Origin of the sequence: Haloarcula marismortui ATCC 43049 (assembly GCF_000011085.1) — an archaeon.
Lineage (GTDB): Archaea > Halobacteriota > Halobacteria > Halobacteriales > Haloarculaceae > Haloarcula > Haloarcula marismortui.
Map to the genome: position 1 here is coordinate 647,689 of NC_006396.1, position 18,196 is coordinate 665,884.

General features: G+C 61.0%; 18 protein-coding genes. 6 read left to right on the forward strand and 12 right to left on the reverse strand.

Annotated features, from left to right (window positions below; all coding sequences use genetic code 11):
* Positions 1-18: 18 nt before the first annotated feature.
* The 3 genes from RR_RS07320 to RR_RS22945 all read right to left on the reverse strand — a co-directional run bounded on the left by RR_RS07320 (position 19) and on the right by RR_RS22945 (position 1,450).
* Positions 19-312, reverse strand: coding sequence for a chorismate mutase (locus RR_RS07320; protein WP_004961688.1), 294 nt, complete (start codon positions 310-312; stop codon positions 19-21).
* Positions 309-1,187, reverse strand: a complete 879-nt coding sequence (locus RR_RS07325; RefSeq protein WP_049938824.1) for a shikimate kinase — start codon at positions 1,185-1,187, stop codon at positions 309-311. Before RR_RS07325 ends, RR_RS07320 begins: the two co-directional genes overlap by 4 nt.
* A 128-nt stretch (positions 1,188-1,315) precedes the next feature.
* A complete protein-coding gene (locus RR_RS22945; protein ID WP_004961683.1) occupies positions 1,316-1,450 on the reverse strand; it encodes a hypothetical protein in 135 nt (44 codons plus the stop codon).
* 124 nt (positions 1,451-1,574) lie between these two features.
* Here RR_RS22945 and RR_RS07330 point away from each other — a divergent pair, with 124 nt between their 5' ends.
* Positions 1,575-2,258: a potassium channel family protein gene (locus tag RR_RS07330; RefSeq protein WP_011223210.1), complete on the forward strand. Its 684-nt coding sequence runs from the start codon at positions 1,575-1,577 to the stop codon at positions 2,256-2,258.
* A 1-nt stretch (position 2,259) separates the two neighbouring features.
* The gene (locus RR_RS07335; protein WP_011223211.1) at positions 2,260-3,954 is read left to right on the forward strand and encodes a potassium transporter TrkG; all 1,695 of its coding nucleotides are present in this window, start codon (positions 2,260-2,262) and stop codon (positions 3,952-3,954) included.
* Positions 3,955-3,977: 23 nt separating this feature from the next.
* Here the strand turns inward: RR_RS07335 and RR_RS07340 are convergent, their stop codons facing one another.
* Positions 3,978-4,334: a hypothetical protein gene (locus RR_RS07340; protein WP_007187798.1), complete on the reverse strand. Its 357-nt coding sequence runs from the start codon at positions 4,332-4,334 to the stop codon at positions 3,978-3,980.
* Between the two features lie 73 nt (positions 4,335-4,407).
* Complete coding sequence (locus tag RR_RS07345; RefSeq protein ID WP_011223212.1) at positions 4,408-5,943, reverse strand: TrkH family potassium uptake protein; 1,536 nt, start codon at positions 5,941-5,943, stop codon at positions 4,408-4,410.
* 283 nt (positions 5,944-6,226) lie between these two features.
* On the opposite strand from RR_RS07345, the gene RR_RS07350 reads away from it, so the two are divergent.
* Positions 6,227-6,667, forward strand: a complete 441-nt coding sequence (locus RR_RS07350) for a universal stress protein (RefSeq protein ID WP_049938825.1) — start codon at positions 6,227-6,229, stop codon at positions 6,665-6,667.
* On the forward strand, positions 6,664-8,928 hold the full coding sequence (locus RR_RS07355) for an amino acid permease (protein WP_011223214.1): 2,265 nt from the start codon (positions 6,664-6,666) through the stop codon (positions 8,926-8,928). The genes RR_RS07350 and RR_RS07355 overlap by 4 nt, the downstream gene beginning before the upstream one ends.
* A 12-nt stretch (positions 8,929-8,940) precedes the next feature.
* On the opposite strand, the gene RR_RS07360 is transcribed toward RR_RS07355, so the two are convergent.
* The 6 genes from RR_RS07360 to RR_RS07385 form a co-directional block, all read right to left on the reverse strand.
* Complete coding sequence (locus RR_RS07360) at positions 8,941-9,363, reverse strand: hypothetical protein (RefSeq protein WP_011223215.1); 423 nt, start codon at positions 9,361-9,363, stop codon at positions 8,941-8,943.
* A 63-nt stretch (positions 9,364-9,426) separates the two neighbouring features.
* Positions 9,427-11,586, reverse strand: a complete 2,160-nt coding sequence (locus tag RR_RS07365) for an alkaline phosphatase PhoX (RefSeq protein ID WP_011223216.1) — start codon at positions 11,584-11,586, stop codon at positions 9,427-9,429.
* Positions 11,587-11,845: 259 nt separating this feature from the next.
* On the reverse strand, positions 11,846-12,268 hold the full coding sequence (locus RR_RS07370; protein WP_011223217.1) for a hypothetical protein: 423 nt from the start codon (positions 12,266-12,268) through the stop codon (positions 11,846-11,848).
* Positions 12,269-12,284: 16 nt separating this feature from the next.
* Complete coding sequence (locus tag RR_RS07375) at positions 12,285-13,025, reverse strand: cell surface protein (protein ID WP_011223218.1); 741 nt, start codon at positions 13,023-13,025, stop codon at positions 12,285-12,287.
* 43 nt (positions 13,026-13,068) lie between these two features.
* Positions 13,069-15,747, reverse strand: coding sequence for an alkaline phosphatase PhoX (locus RR_RS07380; protein ID WP_011223219.1), 2,679 nt, complete (start codon positions 15,745-15,747; stop codon positions 13,069-13,071).
* A gap of 291 nt (positions 15,748-16,038) precedes the next feature.
* Positions 16,039-16,326, reverse strand: a complete 288-nt coding sequence (locus RR_RS07385; protein ID WP_011223220.1) for a DUF7111 family protein — start codon at positions 16,324-16,326, stop codon at positions 16,039-16,041.
* 86 nt (positions 16,327-16,412) lie between these two features.
* Between RR_RS07385 and RR_RS07390 the strand changes: the two genes are divergently transcribed.
* Positions 16,413-16,703, forward strand: a complete 291-nt coding sequence (locus RR_RS07390) for a PadR family transcriptional regulator (RefSeq protein WP_004961654.1) — start codon at positions 16,413-16,415, stop codon at positions 16,701-16,703.
* A gap of 89 nt (positions 16,704-16,792) precedes the next feature.
* Positions 16,793-17,047 carry a hypothetical protein gene (locus RR_RS07395; protein WP_011223221.1) on the forward strand — a complete coding sequence of 85 codons (255 nt, stop codon included), beginning with the start codon at positions 16,793-16,795 and terminating at the stop codon, positions 17,045-17,047.
* Here the strand turns inward: RR_RS07395 and RR_RS07400 are convergent.
* Positions 17,044-18,192, reverse strand: coding sequence for an acyl-CoA dehydrogenase (locus RR_RS07400; RefSeq protein ID WP_007187807.1), 1,149 nt, complete (start codon positions 18,190-18,192; stop codon positions 17,044-17,046). The two genes, RR_RS07395 and RR_RS07400, sit on opposite strands and share 4 nt — an antisense overlap.
* Positions 18,193-18,196: the final 4 nt, after the last annotated feature.

Genomic DNA, 18,196 nt, shown 5'->3' on the forward strand with positions numbered 1-18,196 from the left:
CATCAAAACAGGTTCTTACTATCTGTTCTCTCGCTGTTCGACCTTGTTCAGTTCGATCAGGAGCCGGAAGATCGCTTTGACGAGATTCTGGTCAACGTCGAACTGCTCCGCGTTGTCGCCGGCGCGGTCCATGACGGCCTGCTCCTGTTGCTCGTCGGTCGTCGGCAACCCCTTCTCGTCTTTGACCTGTGCGATGGTGTCGGCCACGTAGGTTCGCTGTGCGATCTTCTCAACGATCTCGCGGTCGATTGTCCGGATTTCGTCGCGCAGTTCGTCCAGCGACATATCCTCTGGGTTTGAATTCGTGCTCATACTGTGTGTGTTCCCTCTGTTTGTGTCGTCGTCAGCCAGGTCGCCCCGGGTCGCTTGTCCCAAGCGTCCTGTACAGCTTCGAGTGCCGCCCGTTCGCCGACGGCGGTAAACGACGGCCCCGTTCCGGACAGTGAGACGCCCTCGACGTGCTGGAGTGCGTCGAGAACCGGGTCCGTCTCGAAATCCAGCGCGGCCGAGAACGCGAGGCCGTTGACGGTCATGGCCCGCTGGTAGTCGCCATCGAGTGCGAGGTCCTCGACGAGGCGGGCCATCGGTGCGATCTGCCGGCATCGCTCGACATCCGCGTCAGCACTGAAAGACTGTTCCGGCGGCGTCCAGACGAGCACATCCCAGTCGATTTCCTCGCGGGCAAGGAGCGCGTCGTCCTCGTTGTCGGTGACGGTGACGCCGCCGAGCATCGACGCCGACGCGTCGTCGAAGGCCCCGGTGACGGTGACACCCACGTCGCGGGCGGCCATGACGCCGAGACGGGCCATGTCCTCGCGGCTCATCCGCTCGGTCGCGTCAAGCGCGTCGAGCGTCGCCATGACAGTCGCGTTTGCGGCCGCACTGGAGCTTTTGAGCCCCGACGCCATCGGGACCTCGCTCTCGGTGCGGACGGTCCCGCCGGAGACTGCCGGGACACCCACGTTCTGTGGGCCGCCGTGGGCGTCGATGACGTACTCGACACAGCGTTCGATGAGCCGCGTGTCGGCGTCCGGCGCACCGTCCACCTCACCGGTGACGCCGTCGGTCTCGGTCGAGAGCGTGACGGTCGCTGTCGTGTACTCGTCGATAGCAAACGCCGCGCCGCGGCCGGTCGCGAGCGCGTTGAGGACCGTCCCTGCTGCGGGCGCTGCTGCCTTCCCTTCCATCGACGTGTACTCCCACACGGACCTATTTACTAACTGCGATACCCCTGTAGCGGTCATATTGACCGCAGCAGCCGATGTGGTTCTGTCTAGTAATGCGATACACCGGCGTCCGGCTGCAGTACCCCGTCTTAGGCTGGGAACAGGAGATACGGCAGAATAAACAGCAACAGGAACATGAATAGGAGGATGATGCCATAGCCGGCCAGCGTCCCGGCGGCCGTCAGCCACGCTGGATGGTCGAACTGCTCGGTGAGAGTTGCCATACCGTGGGATTCAGTCGGGGACAGTATAGTGGTTTGGGAGCGGGACTGCCCCGAATTACCGCAATGGCCTCCCTGTGACTGGGAACGGTAGGCTTTCAACCATCGGTTCAGTACACTGGCAAAAATGTATATTGTCATCGTTGGTGCCGGTGATATCGGGTCGCCGTTGCTTGAGATTGCGACAGCAGGGGGCAACGAGGTCGTCGTTATCGAACGCGACGCGGAACGAGCGGAACGCGCGTCGAGACAGTACGACTGTCTCGTTATCAACGACGACGCGACGGTGAAGGATACGCTAGAGGACGCCGGTGCAGACCGTGCCGACGCGCTCATCTCGACAACCGATCAGGACGCGACCAACATCATGGTCTGTCTGCTGGCACAGGAACTCGAAGTGCCGGACATCGTCTCAGTTGTCCACAATCCCGAGCACATGAACGTGTTCCGCCAGATCGGCGTCAACACGATGCAGAACCCACAGCGGCTCATCGCCGAGTATCTCTATCGGGCCGTCAAACGGCCGTCTATCGTTGACTTCATGCGCATTGGCGATCACGCGGAAGTGTTCGAAATAACGGTCACCCCAGGTGCTCCGATTGCTGGCAAGACGCTACAGGAAGCCAACTCGGAGGGCCTCATCGGTGGCCAGACGCTCATCGTAGCTATCGAGCGTAATGGCGATGGTGACCCAATAACGCCCCGCGGCGATACGCGTATCGAGGCGGACGACCTCCTCACGGTCTACTCGGGAGAGGGTGCGACGCCGGAGGTGACCGACATCTTTGGTCACTCCGAGGACCACAACTGATATGTCACGACGGAACGGCGGGCTGTTCCCGACAGACCTGCAGACAATCGCCCGCGATATCGGGTCCCTCCTGCTGATGGAGGCCGGGTTGATGACGATTACAGCCGCGGTTGCGCTGGGCTTTCAAGAGTTCTACGCCGCGTTTGGGTTCTTTACCGCGGCCGGGATGACCGCTGGCGTCGGCGGTCTCGCGAACCGCGGGTTCTCCGATGCTCCAGCCCCACAGATGAAACACGGCATGGTCATCGCCGCCGGCGGGTGGCTGCTGGTCGCCGCGTTCGGCTCGTTGCCGTTCCTGTTGACCGCGTGGTTCACGCCTCCTGCTGTCATGGATACGTTCGTTCCGGTCGGAACGGACACGAGTACGTGGGCGCCGATCAGGGTCGGCGGAACGACGACGCTTTCCAGTCTGGCGTACTTCCGGAATCCGCTCCATGCCTTTTTCGAGAGCATGAGCGGATGGACCGGGAGCGGCCTGACGATGGCGATTCACGAGCCCTCGCTCCCCCGCGCAGTCCAGTGGTGGCGGTCGTTCATCCAGTACGTCGGCGGCGTCGGCGTCATCGTCCTGACCGTGTCTATCCTTTCACGACCCGGCAGCGGTAGTTACGCCCTTTACCAGAGCGAGGCCCGAGAGGAAAAGATCCATCCAAGCGTCGTCTCTACCGTCCGAACGGTCTGGAAACTCGTTGTCGGCTACACAGTCCTTTCGTTCGCGCTGCTGTTCGGTGCTATCCTCGCCAGCGACAGCGAGTACGCGGAGTCGCTGCCGCTGTGGGAGGTCGCCTGGCAGGCACTCAACCATGCCATGACTGGGCTCACGACCGGCGGGTTCTCGGTCACTGACAACTCGATTGCAACGTACAACTCGCCGCTTGTCGAGACCGTCCTGTTGCCGATTATGATTCTCGGTGCGATTGCGTTCCCGGTCCACTACGTCGTCTTACACGACAGGCAGGTTCGTGAACTGGTGACGGACCTGCAGACCCGCTGGCTGTTTATCCTGCTCACGGTCGGCGTCGTTGGTCTCTCAGTACAAAACGCGTGGTCCGTTCCTGCGACGACTGAGGCGTTTGCCACCCAGTCGTTCCTGCCGGTTTCCGTGCCGATGCTCAACGCCGCACAGCTCGATGCGGTCCGGGACTCGACGTTCCAGTGGGTCAGCGCCCTCAGCTGTACCGGCTTCCAGTCGGCACCAATCGGTCGCTGGCTCGCCGGCGGCAAGGTACTCGTGGCCGGTGCGATGGTGCTTGGCGGCGCTGCGGGGTCCACTGTCGGAGGCATCAAAATCATCCGGGGCTACACCATCGTTCGCGGCATCATCTGGCAGTTCTCGCGGGTGTTCCTCCCGACAAACGCGGTGATTACGGCCCGTATTGGCAACCGGACGCTCGACCGTGAGTCGATGGAGCGGGAGTTCAGCGAAGCGGCCATCGTCACGCTGCTGTGGCTCATCATTCTCATCATCAGCAGCGTCGTCCTCACCAACGTCGCAGGACCAGCGTTCGGCTACGCCGATGCCCTGTTCGAAGTCGCCAGCGCGCAGGGGAACGTCGGCCTTTCATCGGGCATCACCGGCCCGTCGATGCCCGCGATTGCGGAGGGGATGTTCGTGTTGAATATGTGGGTCGGCCGACTGGAGATTATCCCGATACTCGTGTTCATCCGAGCCGGGCTGTACGGGCTCGACCCGTAGCTGAGCGGTCGCCTCGCAGTCTTTCACTCTTCATCAGGGTAGACTTCGCCGAGGAACATCCAGTGGACTTTCGTACCGCCCTCGGGTCTGGTCTCCTCCTTGACGTGGTAGAGATACGGACCGTGTGGGCAGTCACCACAGTCTTCAGCACAGGTCGTCCGCTTCACCACCTCGGTGTAGCCGTCGCGTTTGGTCGCACGAAGGATTTCCTCGTTGGGGCCCGGCTCTACCGGTGAGGCCGTCTCGTCGTGGAATTGTAACAGCTCCTGCGCATAGATGATCGTATTGCGGAGTTCATCAGGCGTCAACTGTGGCAGTTCCGCTGCTACTTCATCCGGGAGCCCCTCAGGCGGTGTCGGCTCGTTTTCATGACTAGACATACTCACATCTCTATCTGGGAGGAATATAACTGAACTGGCAGCTACAAACAACGGCAGAAGGTGTTTCCCGGACTCACTCGTTCCAGAACGCACCCGTGAATAGCACGAACACCGGGATTATCTCCAGTCGACCGATCCACATCAGGAATATCATCAGCAGTTTGCTGGTTTCCGGGAAGAGTTCGTAGGTCCCGAACGGCCCCAGAAACCCGAACCCGGGGCCGATATTCCCGATAGTCGCAAGACTTGCGCTGATGGCCTCGAAGACAGTTAGTTCGAGTCCGACACGGCCCGCATCAAGGAGGAGAAACACCGTCGCGATGCCGAACGTGAGCAGGTACAAAAGCGTGAATCCGTATATCGCGTTGATAACGTCCTCATCGATAACCTGCCCGCCGAGCCGAACTGGTCTGACGGCACTGGGATGGGCAGTCGTGAACAGTTGCCGTCGGATGCTCTTGAGGACGACGAGCCAGCGAACGATCTTGACACCGCCACCGGTCGACCCTGCGGAGCCGCCGATGAACATCGCGAACAACAGGACTCCCTGTGCGGTGTTGCCCCACTCAGCGAAGTTACTCGTCGCGTACCCGGTCGAGTTCAGCAGCGAGGCGACCTGGAATGTGGCTTGCCTGAGCGAGTTCTCCAGCGCACCCTGCGTGATGCCACCGAGTTCGAGCGGCGGTGCGGACCCGGTAAACAGCAGGCCCCAGAGGATGACGGCCACGCCGGCGTTTGCACCGAGGTACGCCTGGAGTTCACGGTCCTGGAGGAAGGCGGCATACTCGTCCTGCAACAGGAGGTAAAACAACGCGAAGTTCATCCCGGCAATGAGCATGAACGGGATGACGGCCCACTGGACGGCCGGTGAGAAGTAGGCGATGCTCTCAGCCTGTGGCGAGAAGCCGCCGGTCGGCAGCGTTGTGAACCCGTGGGCAACGGCGTTGTAAGCGTCCATATTCGGTGCGTAGCCTGTGTAATGGAGGCCAAGCAGAATGAGGATATACAGAACGGTAAAGCCCAGATAGAACAGCCAGAGGAGTCGGGCAGTCTCGGCTATCTTCGGCGTCAGTTTCTGCAGTTCGGGGCCGGGTGCCTCCGATTCGATCAACTGTGCCCCGTTGACGGCTGCCTCTGGGAGAATGGCGACCATCAGGACGATGATACCCATCCCGCCGAGCCACTGGGTGAGCTGTCGCCACATCAGCAGCGCGTGAGAGTGGCGAGCAAACGATATTTCATCGGTAGCAGTCGCGCCAGTGGTTGTAAACCCGGACATCGACTCGAACAGTGCGTTCACAGGCTCACCGAGCGCTGATTCGGTCCCGTACCCGGCGATAACGTAGGGAATCGCACCGATGACTGCGACAGCCCCCCACGAGAGCCCGACGAACAGCAGCGCTTCGCGTGGCCCGAGTTCGTGGCTATCGCTGACTTGCTCCAGTGCAAGGCCGACCACGATGGCAATTGCGATAGAAATCAGGAACACGACGGTATCTTCTCCGTACACGAAACTGATTCCCAGCGGGACCAGCATTGCCACAGCGAGATACTTGGTTACAGTGCCGGTCAGGGCGACGCTCTGTCGCCAGTCGACGCGAACCGACATCACTGAACACCGACCATTACCTGACGCTCACACTCCCGATATGAAAAAGCCCCACGTTCCAACAGCGCTGCTTCCGGCGGAAATGCCCGAAGCAGCGTTGCTGTGGGATTGTGCCCCCACGCCGGGATACCAACATGTACACACCACGGCCTTCCTGGTACTGGTGTAGCGGTTCCGGCGATACCCGATATATTTTCCGAATCAGGATGTATACGTTTAAATTAGATTCGGATATGCGAATTGTGTGGATACATTCTTACCTATCCATATGCTTCTTCAGTGTATGAGTAGTAGCCACAACGACACACCCACGGACATTCTTGAACATGTCTTGCTGCCGGTTGCCACCGAAGACGACGCGCTTGCCACCGTGACTGCGCTCGAACCATACGAGCCGGAGCAGGTGACGGCGCTACACGTCGTCGAGAAAGGCGAGGGGGTTCCGGACAAGACACCAGTCGCACAGTCGGAGGAGGTGGCGGCCGAGTCGTACGCGGCCGTCAGGACGGTGTTCCCTGATGCTGACGACCACACCGCATACTCTCGGAACGTTGTCGAGGCTATCTTCCATGCCGCGGACGAGGTCGGAGCGAGCGCCATCGCATACCGGTCCCGCGGTGGCGGCCGTCTCATGCAGTTCCTCTCCGGCGACCTCTCGCTGAAACTCGTCACGAACGCAGCGATACCGGTAATTGCACTTCCGCGAGCGGACTCGGACGAATGAGCGACGACGAACTGGCGAAAGACCTCGGGCTGGTGTCGGCGATGACCATCGGCATTGGAACGATGATCGGTGCCGGAATCTTCGTCCTTCCTGGTGTGGCCGCGAACGCGGCTGGCCCGGTTGTCGTGGTCTCCTTCGTCGTCGGGGGACTGATTGCGATGGTAAACGCACTCTCAGTGTCGGAACTCGGCACAGCGATGCCGAAAGCCGGCGGCGGGTACTACTACATCAACAAGTCTCTCGGGCCGCTGTTTGGCTCGATAGCTGGGATGGGTGACTGGATGGGGTTGGCCTTCGCCTCGGCCTTCTACTGTATCGGGTTCGGCCAGTATCTCGCCGTCTTCGTCCCGCTGCCGGAAGTCGCATTCCTCAATCCCATCCAGATAGGAGCGCTCATCGCGGGGGCAATATTCGTCGCTGTCAACTACATCGGCGCGAAGGAAACCGGTGGTGTTCAGACGGTCATTGTCTTTATTCTGCTCTCGATTCTCACTGTCTTTGCCGTTGCGGGCTTTTTCGCCTTCGACTACGCGACGCTCGCCGGCGCAGACGGCTTAGCACCGTTCGGGACCGGCGCGATTCTTCCGGCGACGGCACTCGTGTTCGTCTCCTTCCTAGGGTACGCAAAGATCGCGACCGTGGCTGAGGAACTCAAGAATCCGGGGCGGAACCTCCCAATCGCTATCATCGGCAGTGTCGGCATCGTGACGGTCATCTACGCTATCCTCGTGTCGATGATGCTGGGCGTCGTTCCGTGGCCGGAGCTTAGTCAGGACGCGCCGGTTGCACAGGCCGCACAACTCGCGTTCCCGGAATCCATCGGTCCAATCGGTGGTGTCGCCGCCGGTGCGGCAGCGGTGATGACGGTTGGCGCGTTATTGGCAACGGCGTCCTCTGCGAACGCGTCGATTCTCGCCTCGGCTCGTATCAATTTCGCGATGGGCCGGGATAAGATCGTCACGAACTGGCTCAACGAGATTCACCCGAACTACGCCACGCCATATCGCTCGATCCTCGTCACCGGCGGACTCATCATCGTGTTCATCGCGTTCCTCGGGCGGGACATCGAGGTGCTGGCGAAGGCGGCTAGCGTCCTGCACCTCATCGTTTACGCCCTGCTGAACGTGGGGCTCATCGTCTTCCGCGAGACCGATGCGCCGGAGTACGACCCGGATTTCACGGTGCCACTGTACCCCATCACCCCGATACTCGGTGCGGTCCTCTCGCTCGGCCTCGTCGCATTCATGGATAGCATCGAAATCGCACTGTCGGCCGGTTTCGTGCTCGTCGCGGTCGTGTGGTACTTCGTCTACGCGCGCGGGAAAACCACGCAAAAAGGCGTGCTCTCTGACTATATCAGCGACCGGGAGGAACAGCTCCCGGACCAAGTGGTGAACGCGGCCGACGCGGTCGCACCGAACGGAGCTGGCGGACCGACTATCATGGTCGCTCTGGCGAACCCACGTACCGAGAGCGCACTGATTACCCTCGCAAGCGCGCTGGCGCAACACGAGGACGGCCGGGTACTCGCAACCCACATCGCGACTGTCCCGGACCAGACCGCGCTCGAAACCGCCGCCGCGAACAGAGACCGGATCGACGCAACATCAGAGAGCCTGCTGGACACCGCGAAGGCCGATGCCGAGGCGTTCGATGTTCCGATAGAGACGAAGACGATTCTCTCACACCGGGGTATCGAGGAAGTGTTTGATGCGGCCCGGACGAACCACGCCGACACCGTTGTCATGGGCTACGGCGGGACTCAGTTTGCCGGCGGCCGCGCCGAAGGCACGCTGGATGAACTGGCCCACGACTTGCCCTGTGATTTCCTCGTGCTGGACGGGCAGGACCTCGACCTCAGTGATGTCTTGGTTCCGACCGCTGGTGGTCTCTCATCAGACCTCTCGGCTGCGGTCGCCAAAGCTCTCGAAGAAACGTTCGGTGTGGCCGTCTCACTGCTCCACGTTGTCGACCCCGGCGAGGAGGAGAGCGGCCGCCAGTTCATGTACGAGTGGGCGGCTGAGCACGGCCTGTCGGACGCCGAACTCCGTATCGAGACCGGTGACATCGAAGCCACTATTGAACGTCTCGGTCGTGACTACAGTCTGGTTATTGTTGGTGCCACAGAGCGGGGATTGCTGTCACGTATTGTCCGTGGCTCGCTGGTGTTCGATGTCATCGAGACGCTCGATACACCAGTATTACTGGCCGAGCGCCCGTCGTCGCGGTCCCTCCGGGAGCGGCTGTTTGGTCGGGAGTAACCGCCTACTGTGTCAGACGTGGCCCTGTTCTTTCGCCCCCTCGCGGATTTTCTTCGACCGCTTACGGACGCGTGACACGTACCGTTCGATTTTCTCCGGTTTCTCGCCGTAGAACGACGCGGCCCAGTGAACGTCGACGCCGTCTTGCGTGAGGAAGTACGCGACGAGCGTATCACGGCCCGCCTGTATGACTGTCGGCGGCACGCCGCGGTCGCCGGTCCCGGCCTCCTGAAAGCCGTTTACGTCGAAGTACACATCAGCGTACAGCGTCGCCATGTCCGGGTCGTCGAATGCAATTCTCTGGTGATCTGGGGCCTCAAAGCGATACCGTGTCTCGCCGTCAGCAGTGGTCCGTTCGGTGATTCGGACGCCGAGGATATACTCACGATACGTCTCTAAGTCGGTTACAGTGTTTGAGTTGTCAGTCTGAGCCATTTCTTGGGTAAAATCGAAAGCTGGGTAGCTGTCGGAGTGGTGCTTGGTCAGCGGCGTGCCTCGTTAGCTGTTGCTCCCGTTGCCGCTGTGGCCATTCTCGTTACCGTTGTTGCTATTTTCGTTGCCGTTGTTACCGTTGCCGCTGTTGCCGTTACCGCTATTCCCGTTTCTCGTCTTTTCTTCGGGCTCCTGTGGCTCGTAGACGTAGAGCCCGTCGTTCGGGTACGAACGCGCGGGGCCGCCGAAGCCGTCCTCACAGCAGAGGACGCGTCCGTCGTCCATCACGTAGACGTTATCGACGTTCCGGAGCGCGTCGTCGGCGTCTTCTGGCTCGTCGGTGAAGTCGGGGCCGACAATGACCGGTTCGAGCGTCGAGATGTTGTAGTCCGATTCCAGCACACCGCGATAGACGACGCCACCGTCGACGCGGTCCATCTGGATGTCGCCCTCGTCGTTTGCGAGGTCGTCGTTGAACTCCGAAATACCGAAGTAGACTGGGTCGCCCGGTCCGGCACCGTCCTTGCTGTCGACACCCTCTGCTTTGTTGAACTCGATCGATACGCCGACTTCCTTTGCCGCCGCACGGGTTTCGAGGAACGGAACCCGGCGGAGTTCCTCGTCAACGCCGTCAGGACCTTCGGCGTAGTACTGGTCGGCCCACTCGACAATTTCCTCGTTGGTGATGTAGTTCTGGTTGCCGTTCTCGATGACTTCTCGGTCAGCCTCCTCGAGGGCGGCCTCGCGGTCCTCCATCCAGTCAGACCCGGCGTGGACTCGGAGATAGTCAGATTGCGTGATGTCGTCGTATTCGGCAATCCACTCTTCGATTTCCGCGTTGCTTGCACTACCCAGCGGAATCCACTCGATGTCGAGCGAGTACTCAGCCGGAGACTTCCGTGTGCCAACCGTCGACGCGTCCGCCTGTGGGTTCGTAATCTTCGGCGCGTACAGCGTGCCCGACACGTCCATCGGGTCGTCGTACTTCGGAATCCGCTCGTCGGCGACGAACTTGTAGATGCCCTTGCTGTCGCCGTCCGAGCACATATAGACAGTTTGCTCGTCGGCCTGAATGTTCGGTGCCTCCCATGAGGCCCGCCCCATCACGTAGTACTTGACTGGCTGTGGCGGGTCGGCGGTCGGCTCGCGGAAGTCGACGTGGTAGCCATATCGGTACGGGTTCGGATACGTATCAGAGATCGGTTCGGTGCTATTGCTGTTTGAGTTCTGATATGACTGCTCAGAACCGAGATAATACGCGAGGAATTCCACGCCGTCCAGCGCCCAGTATCCCTGGATGCTCCAAGCTTCGTCGCCGTAGTAGTCGTCGACGGCGCTCTGAATCTCAGTCGGGTTCGGTCGGTTCCAGAACTGCGCACCACCGATGCGTCCCTTTCCGGTGCCGGCGTCGACGATGTCACCGACTTGGTTGGTCAGCGACACACGGGGGTGGGCGTAGTTCTCCTCTGAAGAGATCATTGTTCCCCACGGGCTAAGATCGCCGTAACAGTTGATCCGCGTGCCACCGATCTCACGGAACGGCTCCGTGTTCGCCAGGTTGATCGCGTCATCGAGGTCGGCTTCCCACTCGCCGTCGAAAGTCTGGCGCAACGGGATTCGACTGACGTTGCCCGGACTGTTCTCCCAGTTGGTAAACAGGTACCCTTCAGTTCCGTCCTCGTCTGTCGGGACAAACTGATTACAGTCAGGGTTCGTCCCAGCCGCACCGTACTGCGTCCCTTCGAAATTGTCTAGCGTGATGTCCGTTCCGTCCGGCGTCTGCGTCACGCCGAGGCGCTCTTCGCCGTCGTTGATTTTGTCCCGACCGTGTGCGAGGATTTCGTATTCCCCGTCGCCTGACCGGACCTGACGCTGCTCCGCCTCGGTCTGTGGCGTCGACAGCTCGTCGAAGTCGTCGTTAGTCCCATCAAGTTCGAACTGGAAACCACTGAAATAGCCGATTCCAGCAGTGTCGAACGGCTCCGGATTTTCCTCCTCAGGATGCTGGAGACTGTACAGGAGTGCCCCGTTCTGGAAGACAAACGGCCCTGTCACCTCCGCCCCGAACGCTGTCGTCGAAAATCGTTTGAGGTCACCCTTGACAGTCCCCGAGCCGACTGTCTCAGATTCTGCGACCTCATCACCACTTGCCACACCGATGACACTGGCCCCAAGCGCAGCTGCCACCGATTTCGAGAGTACCTGTCGTCGACTAAAATCGACCATGCACCTGTTCAAGCGGAGGGTGCTTTAAAACCGGTTTATAATATGTGCGTATAAGGATATTTTCTGCACAGAGATATCTCGGTTGCAGGGTAACAGACAGTTTGTGAATAAATCACGATGCAGCGCTATTTTTGCCGAATATATTATCTATTAAATATACGAGCCAGATGGCACAGTGCTACAGGAGCAGGACGCTTGTGAGGGGTCTGTCTGCTCCATCAGTGGACTCGGCCCGCAGTCTGTCACAGTGTAGCGGTACTCAGGCGTGGCCCTGTTCTTTTGCCCCCTCGCGGATTTTCTTCGACCGCTTGCGGACGCGTGAGACGTATCGTTCAATTTTCTCCGGTTTCTCGCCGTAGAACGACGCCGCCCAGTGAACGTCGACGCCCGCTTGGGTGAGAAAGTAGGCGACCAGCGTATCACGGCCAGCCTGTATGACTGTCGGTGGCACGCCGCGCTCGCCGGTCCCGGCCTCTTGGAAGCCGTTCACATCGAAGTACACATCAGCGTATAGCGTTGCCATCTCGGGGTCATCGAACTCGACGCCCTCGTGGTCTGGGGCCTCGAACCGATAGCGTGTGTCACCCTCGCCTGTCGGTCGTTCTGCGATGCGTATGCCGAGGATGTACTCGCGATAGGTCGAACTGTCCATCGGTGCAACAGTGGTGTCTGATTGTGGCATGGATAGGTTGGTGATGCTACGGTTGTCGGCTCGTTCTAGCTGCGAGCGCCGCCACCGCAGCGAGTGCGGCGATGGCCAGCGCTATTGGGAGTGGCCCGTTCGCGCTAGTCGTCGACCGGTCGCCGCTATCCGCTGTGGTACCTGCGGCGTTTGCGGTGCCCGCTGACTCGGCTGTGGACTCGCTGGCGGATGACGATGCGTCGGTCATAGCGGTCGCTGTCTCCGTCGATGCGCTCGGAGAGACTGCGACCGCCGTCGGCTCGGTCGCAGGTTCGACCACGCCGCCGCCGTCCGCGTCGACCTGACTCGACGCGACGGTCACCTGTGTCTCGCCGCCGGCGACACCGGTGAGTTGGACCGTCGCGAGCGTCACGTCGCTCGCGCCGGGTTCTATCTGCCCGTCGAGGTCAGCCGCCTCAAGCGTGACTGTCCCACCGTCTGAACTAATGACAGGGTCAGTCGTGAGGCCGAGGCGGTCGGGGTAGCTTGCGTTCTCAAATCGGGCGACTGCGGGGTCATCAACGGAGAGTTCGAGCTGGTAGCCGGCCAGTCCGTCCGGTGCGCTGGTGAGAACGACCGGCACGGCCATCGTTTCACCGGCAGCGACGGAGCCGGTCTCGATGCTGATTGCTGGCGTACTCTGCCCTGCAGCGAGCGCGGGGACCGTCCCCGCGAGGAGGACGAGCGCGACGAGCGCGAGCGGGGTGCCAGCGGTTCTGACGCAACCGCGTATCGAAAGGGGGCTGTCGTCTGTCATTGTGTTCCTGTATGGAAAGATGAGAGGGGGTCGGTTGCGGCCGTCAGTTGACCTCTTCGTAGAGCGCCGTCACATCCGCGAAGTCGAGTTTGCCGTTCTCATTGAAGTCGTACGCGCCGGTGTTCAGCTGCACGCTGTCGGAGTCCATATTCGAGAACAGCACCTGCACGTCCTCGTAGTCGAGACGGCCGTTGCCGTTGAGGTCCTCGAAGTGACCGTCGCCGTCGGGGTCGGTCGGCGCGGCGTCGCCGACGACCGTCTGCGGGCCACCCACAACGATGCCGTTTCGAGCTTCTGCCTCGATGGCGTTCCCGTTTTCGTCATCCATCTGCTCGATGGAGACAGTCAGGTCGGTCGTGCCGCCGCCGTTGGCGCGGACATCGAGCGTTGCGAGCGACACATCCCTCGCGCCGGACTGGACGTTCGTGTTGACATCGGCCACGCGAATCGTCGCCGACGAGCCGTCATCGCTGACGGAACTCTCGGTGAGTCCGAGTGCGTCGGGGAATGAGACGCCGGTGATAGACGCGATTTCGGGGTTCGAGACGTTGACGGTGAGCCGAGCGCCGGAGAAGCCAGCAGGGAGCGACGAGGCAGTCAGCGAGACGGTACCCGTCGACCCACTCCCGACCGCGGCGGAGTTGGCGCTGACGGTGACGGTCGGCTGGTAGACATAGAGCCCGTCGTTCGGGTACGAGCGCGCGGGGCCGCCGAAGCCGTCCTCACAGCAGAGGACGCGACCATCACGCATCGTGTAGACGTTGTCGATGTTCCGGAGTGCGTCGTTTGCGTCTTCTGGCTCGTCGGTGAAGTCGGGGCCGGTGATGACCGGTTCGAGCGTCGAGACGTTGTAATCCGATTCCAGCACACCGCGATAGACGACGCCGCCGTCGACGCGGTCCATCTGGATGTCGCCGGTGTCGTTTGCGAGGTCGTCGTTGAACTCCGAAATGCCGAAGTAGATGAAATCGCCGGGCTGTGAGTTATCCACGGTGTCGACACCCTCGGCCTTGTTGAACTCGATGGTCGCACCGATCTCCTTGGCGGCTGCGCGGGTCTCAAGGAACGGGATGCGACGGAGTTCCTCGTCGACGCCGTCTGGGCCGTTCGCCTCGTACTGTTCGGCCCACTCGACGATGTCCTCGTTCGTGATGTAACTCTGATTGCCGCTTGCGCTCTGGAGGACTGTAAGGTCGGCTTCTCTGACCGCGTCGGACACCGAGACGTCCGTCCCGATTTCGTCCACACTGTATTCGGTGTGCTCCGTGATATAGTCGGCCTGCGTGACGTCGTCGTACTCCGCGATCCACTCGGCAGCCTCGCCGTTCGTGGCGTGACCGAGCTCCATCCATTCGATTTCCAGCGGAGTCTGTGCGGGAGAGTTACGTTGGCCGGCTTCGGCGGCGTTGGCCGCGTCGTTTGTAATCTTTGGCGCGTACAGCGTGCCTGCGATGTCGTCGGTGTTGTCGTACTCCGGAATTGGCTCGTCGGCGACGAACTTGTAGATGCCCTTGCTATCGCCGTCCGAACAGCCGTAGACAGTCCGCTGGTCGCCCTGGATATCGGGTGCTTCCCAGGCGGCCCGACCCATGACGTAGTACTTCATCGGACTCGGCGTCTCGGCAGCCGGTTCCCGGATGTCGACGAAGTACCCGTAGCGGTACGGGTTCGGGTAGACGTCATCGATTAGCGTCATATCGTTCCCGTCCTCAGTCTGGTCGACCGTGTCCGCACCGAGGTAGTACGCCGCCTTCTCGACACCGGCCTGAGACCAGTAGCCCTGAATAGTGAACTCTTCCTCAATGTCACCGGCCTCAACGTAGTCACCGAGTGCCTCCCCGATCTCCGACGGATTCGGACGGTTCCAGAACTGACAGCCACCGATTTTTCCGACACCGGTGCCGGACTCCACGATGTCGCCCACTGTGTGCGTGTATGAGACGCGCGGGTGGCTGTAGTTCTCCTCGGCGGAAATCATCGTCTCCCACGGGCTGAGGTCACCGTAGCAGTTGACCCACGTCCCGCCGATATCGCGGAACGGCTCAGTGTTGACGACGTTGAGTGTCATGTCCGAACCGACATCGGCACTCCACTCACCACTCTCATCCTGACTTATTGGGACTCGCGAGATGCAACCGGGGTAGTTCTCCCAGTTTGTGAACAGATATCCTTCGGTGCCCTCGTCGTCTGTTGCGACGAACTGGTTGCAGTCCGGATTTTGCCCATAGCCACCACTGCTTCCATTGAGCGCAGTAAGGTCGACGCCATCGGGTGTCTGTGGGACACCGAGGCGCTCCTCGCCGCCCTGAATCTCTTCGCGGCCCTGAATAAGGACCTCGTAGTCACCGGCCGCTGACCGGACTTGACGCTGTTTCTCTTCGGTGTCCGGAATCCCCACCTCCGAGAAATCGTCGTTACTCCCGTCGAACTCGAACTGGAAGCCGCTGAAATAGCCCACCGCGGCCCGTCCGAACGGTTCGGGGTTCTCTCCTTCCGGGTGCTGGAGGCTGTACAGCAGTGACCCGTCCTCGAAGACGAACGGTCCCGTCACCTCCGCGCCGAATGCCGTCGTCGAGAAGCGTTTGAGACTTCCGGCGACGCTCGGTGCCCCGGGTGTGTCTGTTTCTTCGACCTCTTCCCCACTTGCCACGCCGATGACGCTGGCCCCAAGTGCAGCAGCCACCGACTGTGAAAGTACCTGCCGTCGAGTGAAATCGACCATGCGAGTGAGGGGTAGCAGTGATTGTTAAAGCAAGTTTATAATATTTGTATGATGTATTAAGAGAGGTCTTGGTACATCGGATACACACGTACTGCTAATTTTCCAGATGTATAAGAAATAGTACTATTTTTGCGGAATACGTACTGAATAGCTCTGACAACATCCGCTCACGGACCTGTTGGAGCCCACCTACTTACCAGTAAGCGCTACGGGGAGCTGACACTGCCCGATACCACGATATGTCAGGTTGAAAATTAAACAGGTCGTCGCCGTGGAGCGCGGGACGAACGGCTACATCCCCATGTCGGCGGCCGGGTCGGGGACCGGAAGCACGTTCGGGGACACACCGAGCAGTTCCGCCGCGTGGTCAAGCGCCATGTCGAAGCCGTAGTACCGCTCCAGTTCGTCGCCGTCAGCGGTCGGGCGGACCTTCAGCATCGCGTACCCCTCGATGTTCTGTGCGACCGCAGCGCTCCCGCCGTTGCTCTCGAATATCAGTAGCCGTTCCTCGTCGGTCTCTCGGTACGTGGCCGTGATGCCGTCGGCCGACGCCTCGACGGGGAGTTCGGAATCGGTCATCAGCGGTACTATGAACCGGGGGCATGCGAACCTGACGGTCCGTTCGAAATCATAAACGCGAAGCGGACGGCCCGCCACGAACGCCTATGTCGAAGTGGCTCCAGAGTGGTCGCCGACGCGATATGTGTGTCCTGCTGGCCGCCGCCGAAGACGGGGAACTCTCCGGCCAGCGGCTGAAGACACGGCTCGAACGCCGGTATGACACACGGATCGAACCGAAGAGCTTCTACGGTGCGCTTGACGCCCTAGAGTCGGCCGGGTTCGTCGAACACCGCGAGGACGGCATCGCCGACAAGTACTCGCTGACCGACGCCGGCAAGCGACGACTTCGAGCCCAGTTCGAGTGGATGCGTGAGGCGCTCAACGAAGACGGCTGACGCCGCTGACCGTCGACACCTGCTGCATTTCGTTCGCCGGCACTGGTGAATGGGATATTCTTTTGTGACCGCTCCCACAGAACACAGGTATGTCCCTGTCCCGCTCGCTCCTCCTGGCAGGCCTGGACGCCCTCCCGTTCGCGGCGCTCGCCAGCGTCGCAACGTACGTCTTCGCACGCACAGCTGTTCAGCCGTCGGAAGTTGTCGGGATGCTCGCCGGGACCGTCGGCGTGGCGGTACTCCTCGCGCTCGGAACAATCAGTGCGAACTGCTACCGTGCGAACCGAAAGCCGTTTTACTTCACGCGTGCGGTGGTCGTCGAAGCGCTCCTCTCGCTTCCCTAATCGAGAAGTTCGCTGGCAATCGTGTTGCGGAGGACCTCGCTGGTCCCTTCGTAAATCTCGTTGAGTTTGGCGTCGCGGTAGAACCGCTCGGCCGGGAAGTCCTTCGTGTAGCCGTAGCCGCCGTGGACCTGAATGCCCTCGTTCGCCACTTCCCGGGACACCTCTGAGGCGTACAGTTTGGCCTGAGCAGCCTCCTTGACAAAGGATTCGCCGGCCATCTTCTTATCGGCTGCCTGGTGCATCAGCAGGCGAGCGGCCTGCGTCTTCGTGTCCATGTCGGCGAGTTTGTGCTGGATGGCCTGAAAGTCGCTGATTGGCTGGTCGAACTGCTCGCGGTCCTGGGCGTATTGTAGCGCCTCGTCCAGCGCCGCCTGGGCGATGCCGACACCGCGGGCCGCAATGGTGATGCGGCCGCCGTTGAGTGTCTTGAGCGCGTGGACGAATCCGCGGCCTTCCTCTCCGAGCATCCGGTCGGCGGGGATACGCATCTCGTCGAAGCGGAGTTCGGCGGTCGGACAGCCCTTATCGCCGAGTTTGTGCTCGGTTCCTTCGACGATGAAGCCGTCGTCCTCCTCGGGACGGACGATGAACGAGGAGATGCCCTTGTTGCCGGCCTCGGGGTCGGTCTTGGCGAACAGGACAACAGTGTCGGCGACGGAGCCGTTGGAAATCCAGAGCTTGCCGCCGTTGACCAGATAGGCGTCACCGCCGTCAACCGGTTCGGCGGTGGTGTCCATCGCCGGTACGTCACTGCCTGCGCCCGCTTCGGAGAGGGCGAACGCGCCGATTTCCTCACCCGCTGCCAGCGGCGTGAGGTAGGTCTCCTTCTGGGCCTCGTTGCCGAACTCGTAGATCATGTTGCAGGCCAGCGAGATGTGTGCGGCGACGATTGTGCCGAGCCCGCCGCTTCCCCGCGAAATCTCTTCGAGGGCCATGGCGTAGCTGTGATAGTCTAGTTCGGCCCCGCCGTACTCCTCCGGAATCGGCATCCCCATCAGGCCGAGGTCGGCCATCTCGTCAACGAGGTCCCACGGGAACTCGTCGGTTTCGTCGATCTCCGCTGCCCGCGGCTTGACCTCGTCGTCGACGAACTCCGCGACCATGTCCTGTATCTGGCGTTGTTCCTGTGTGGGGCTAAAGTCCATGACA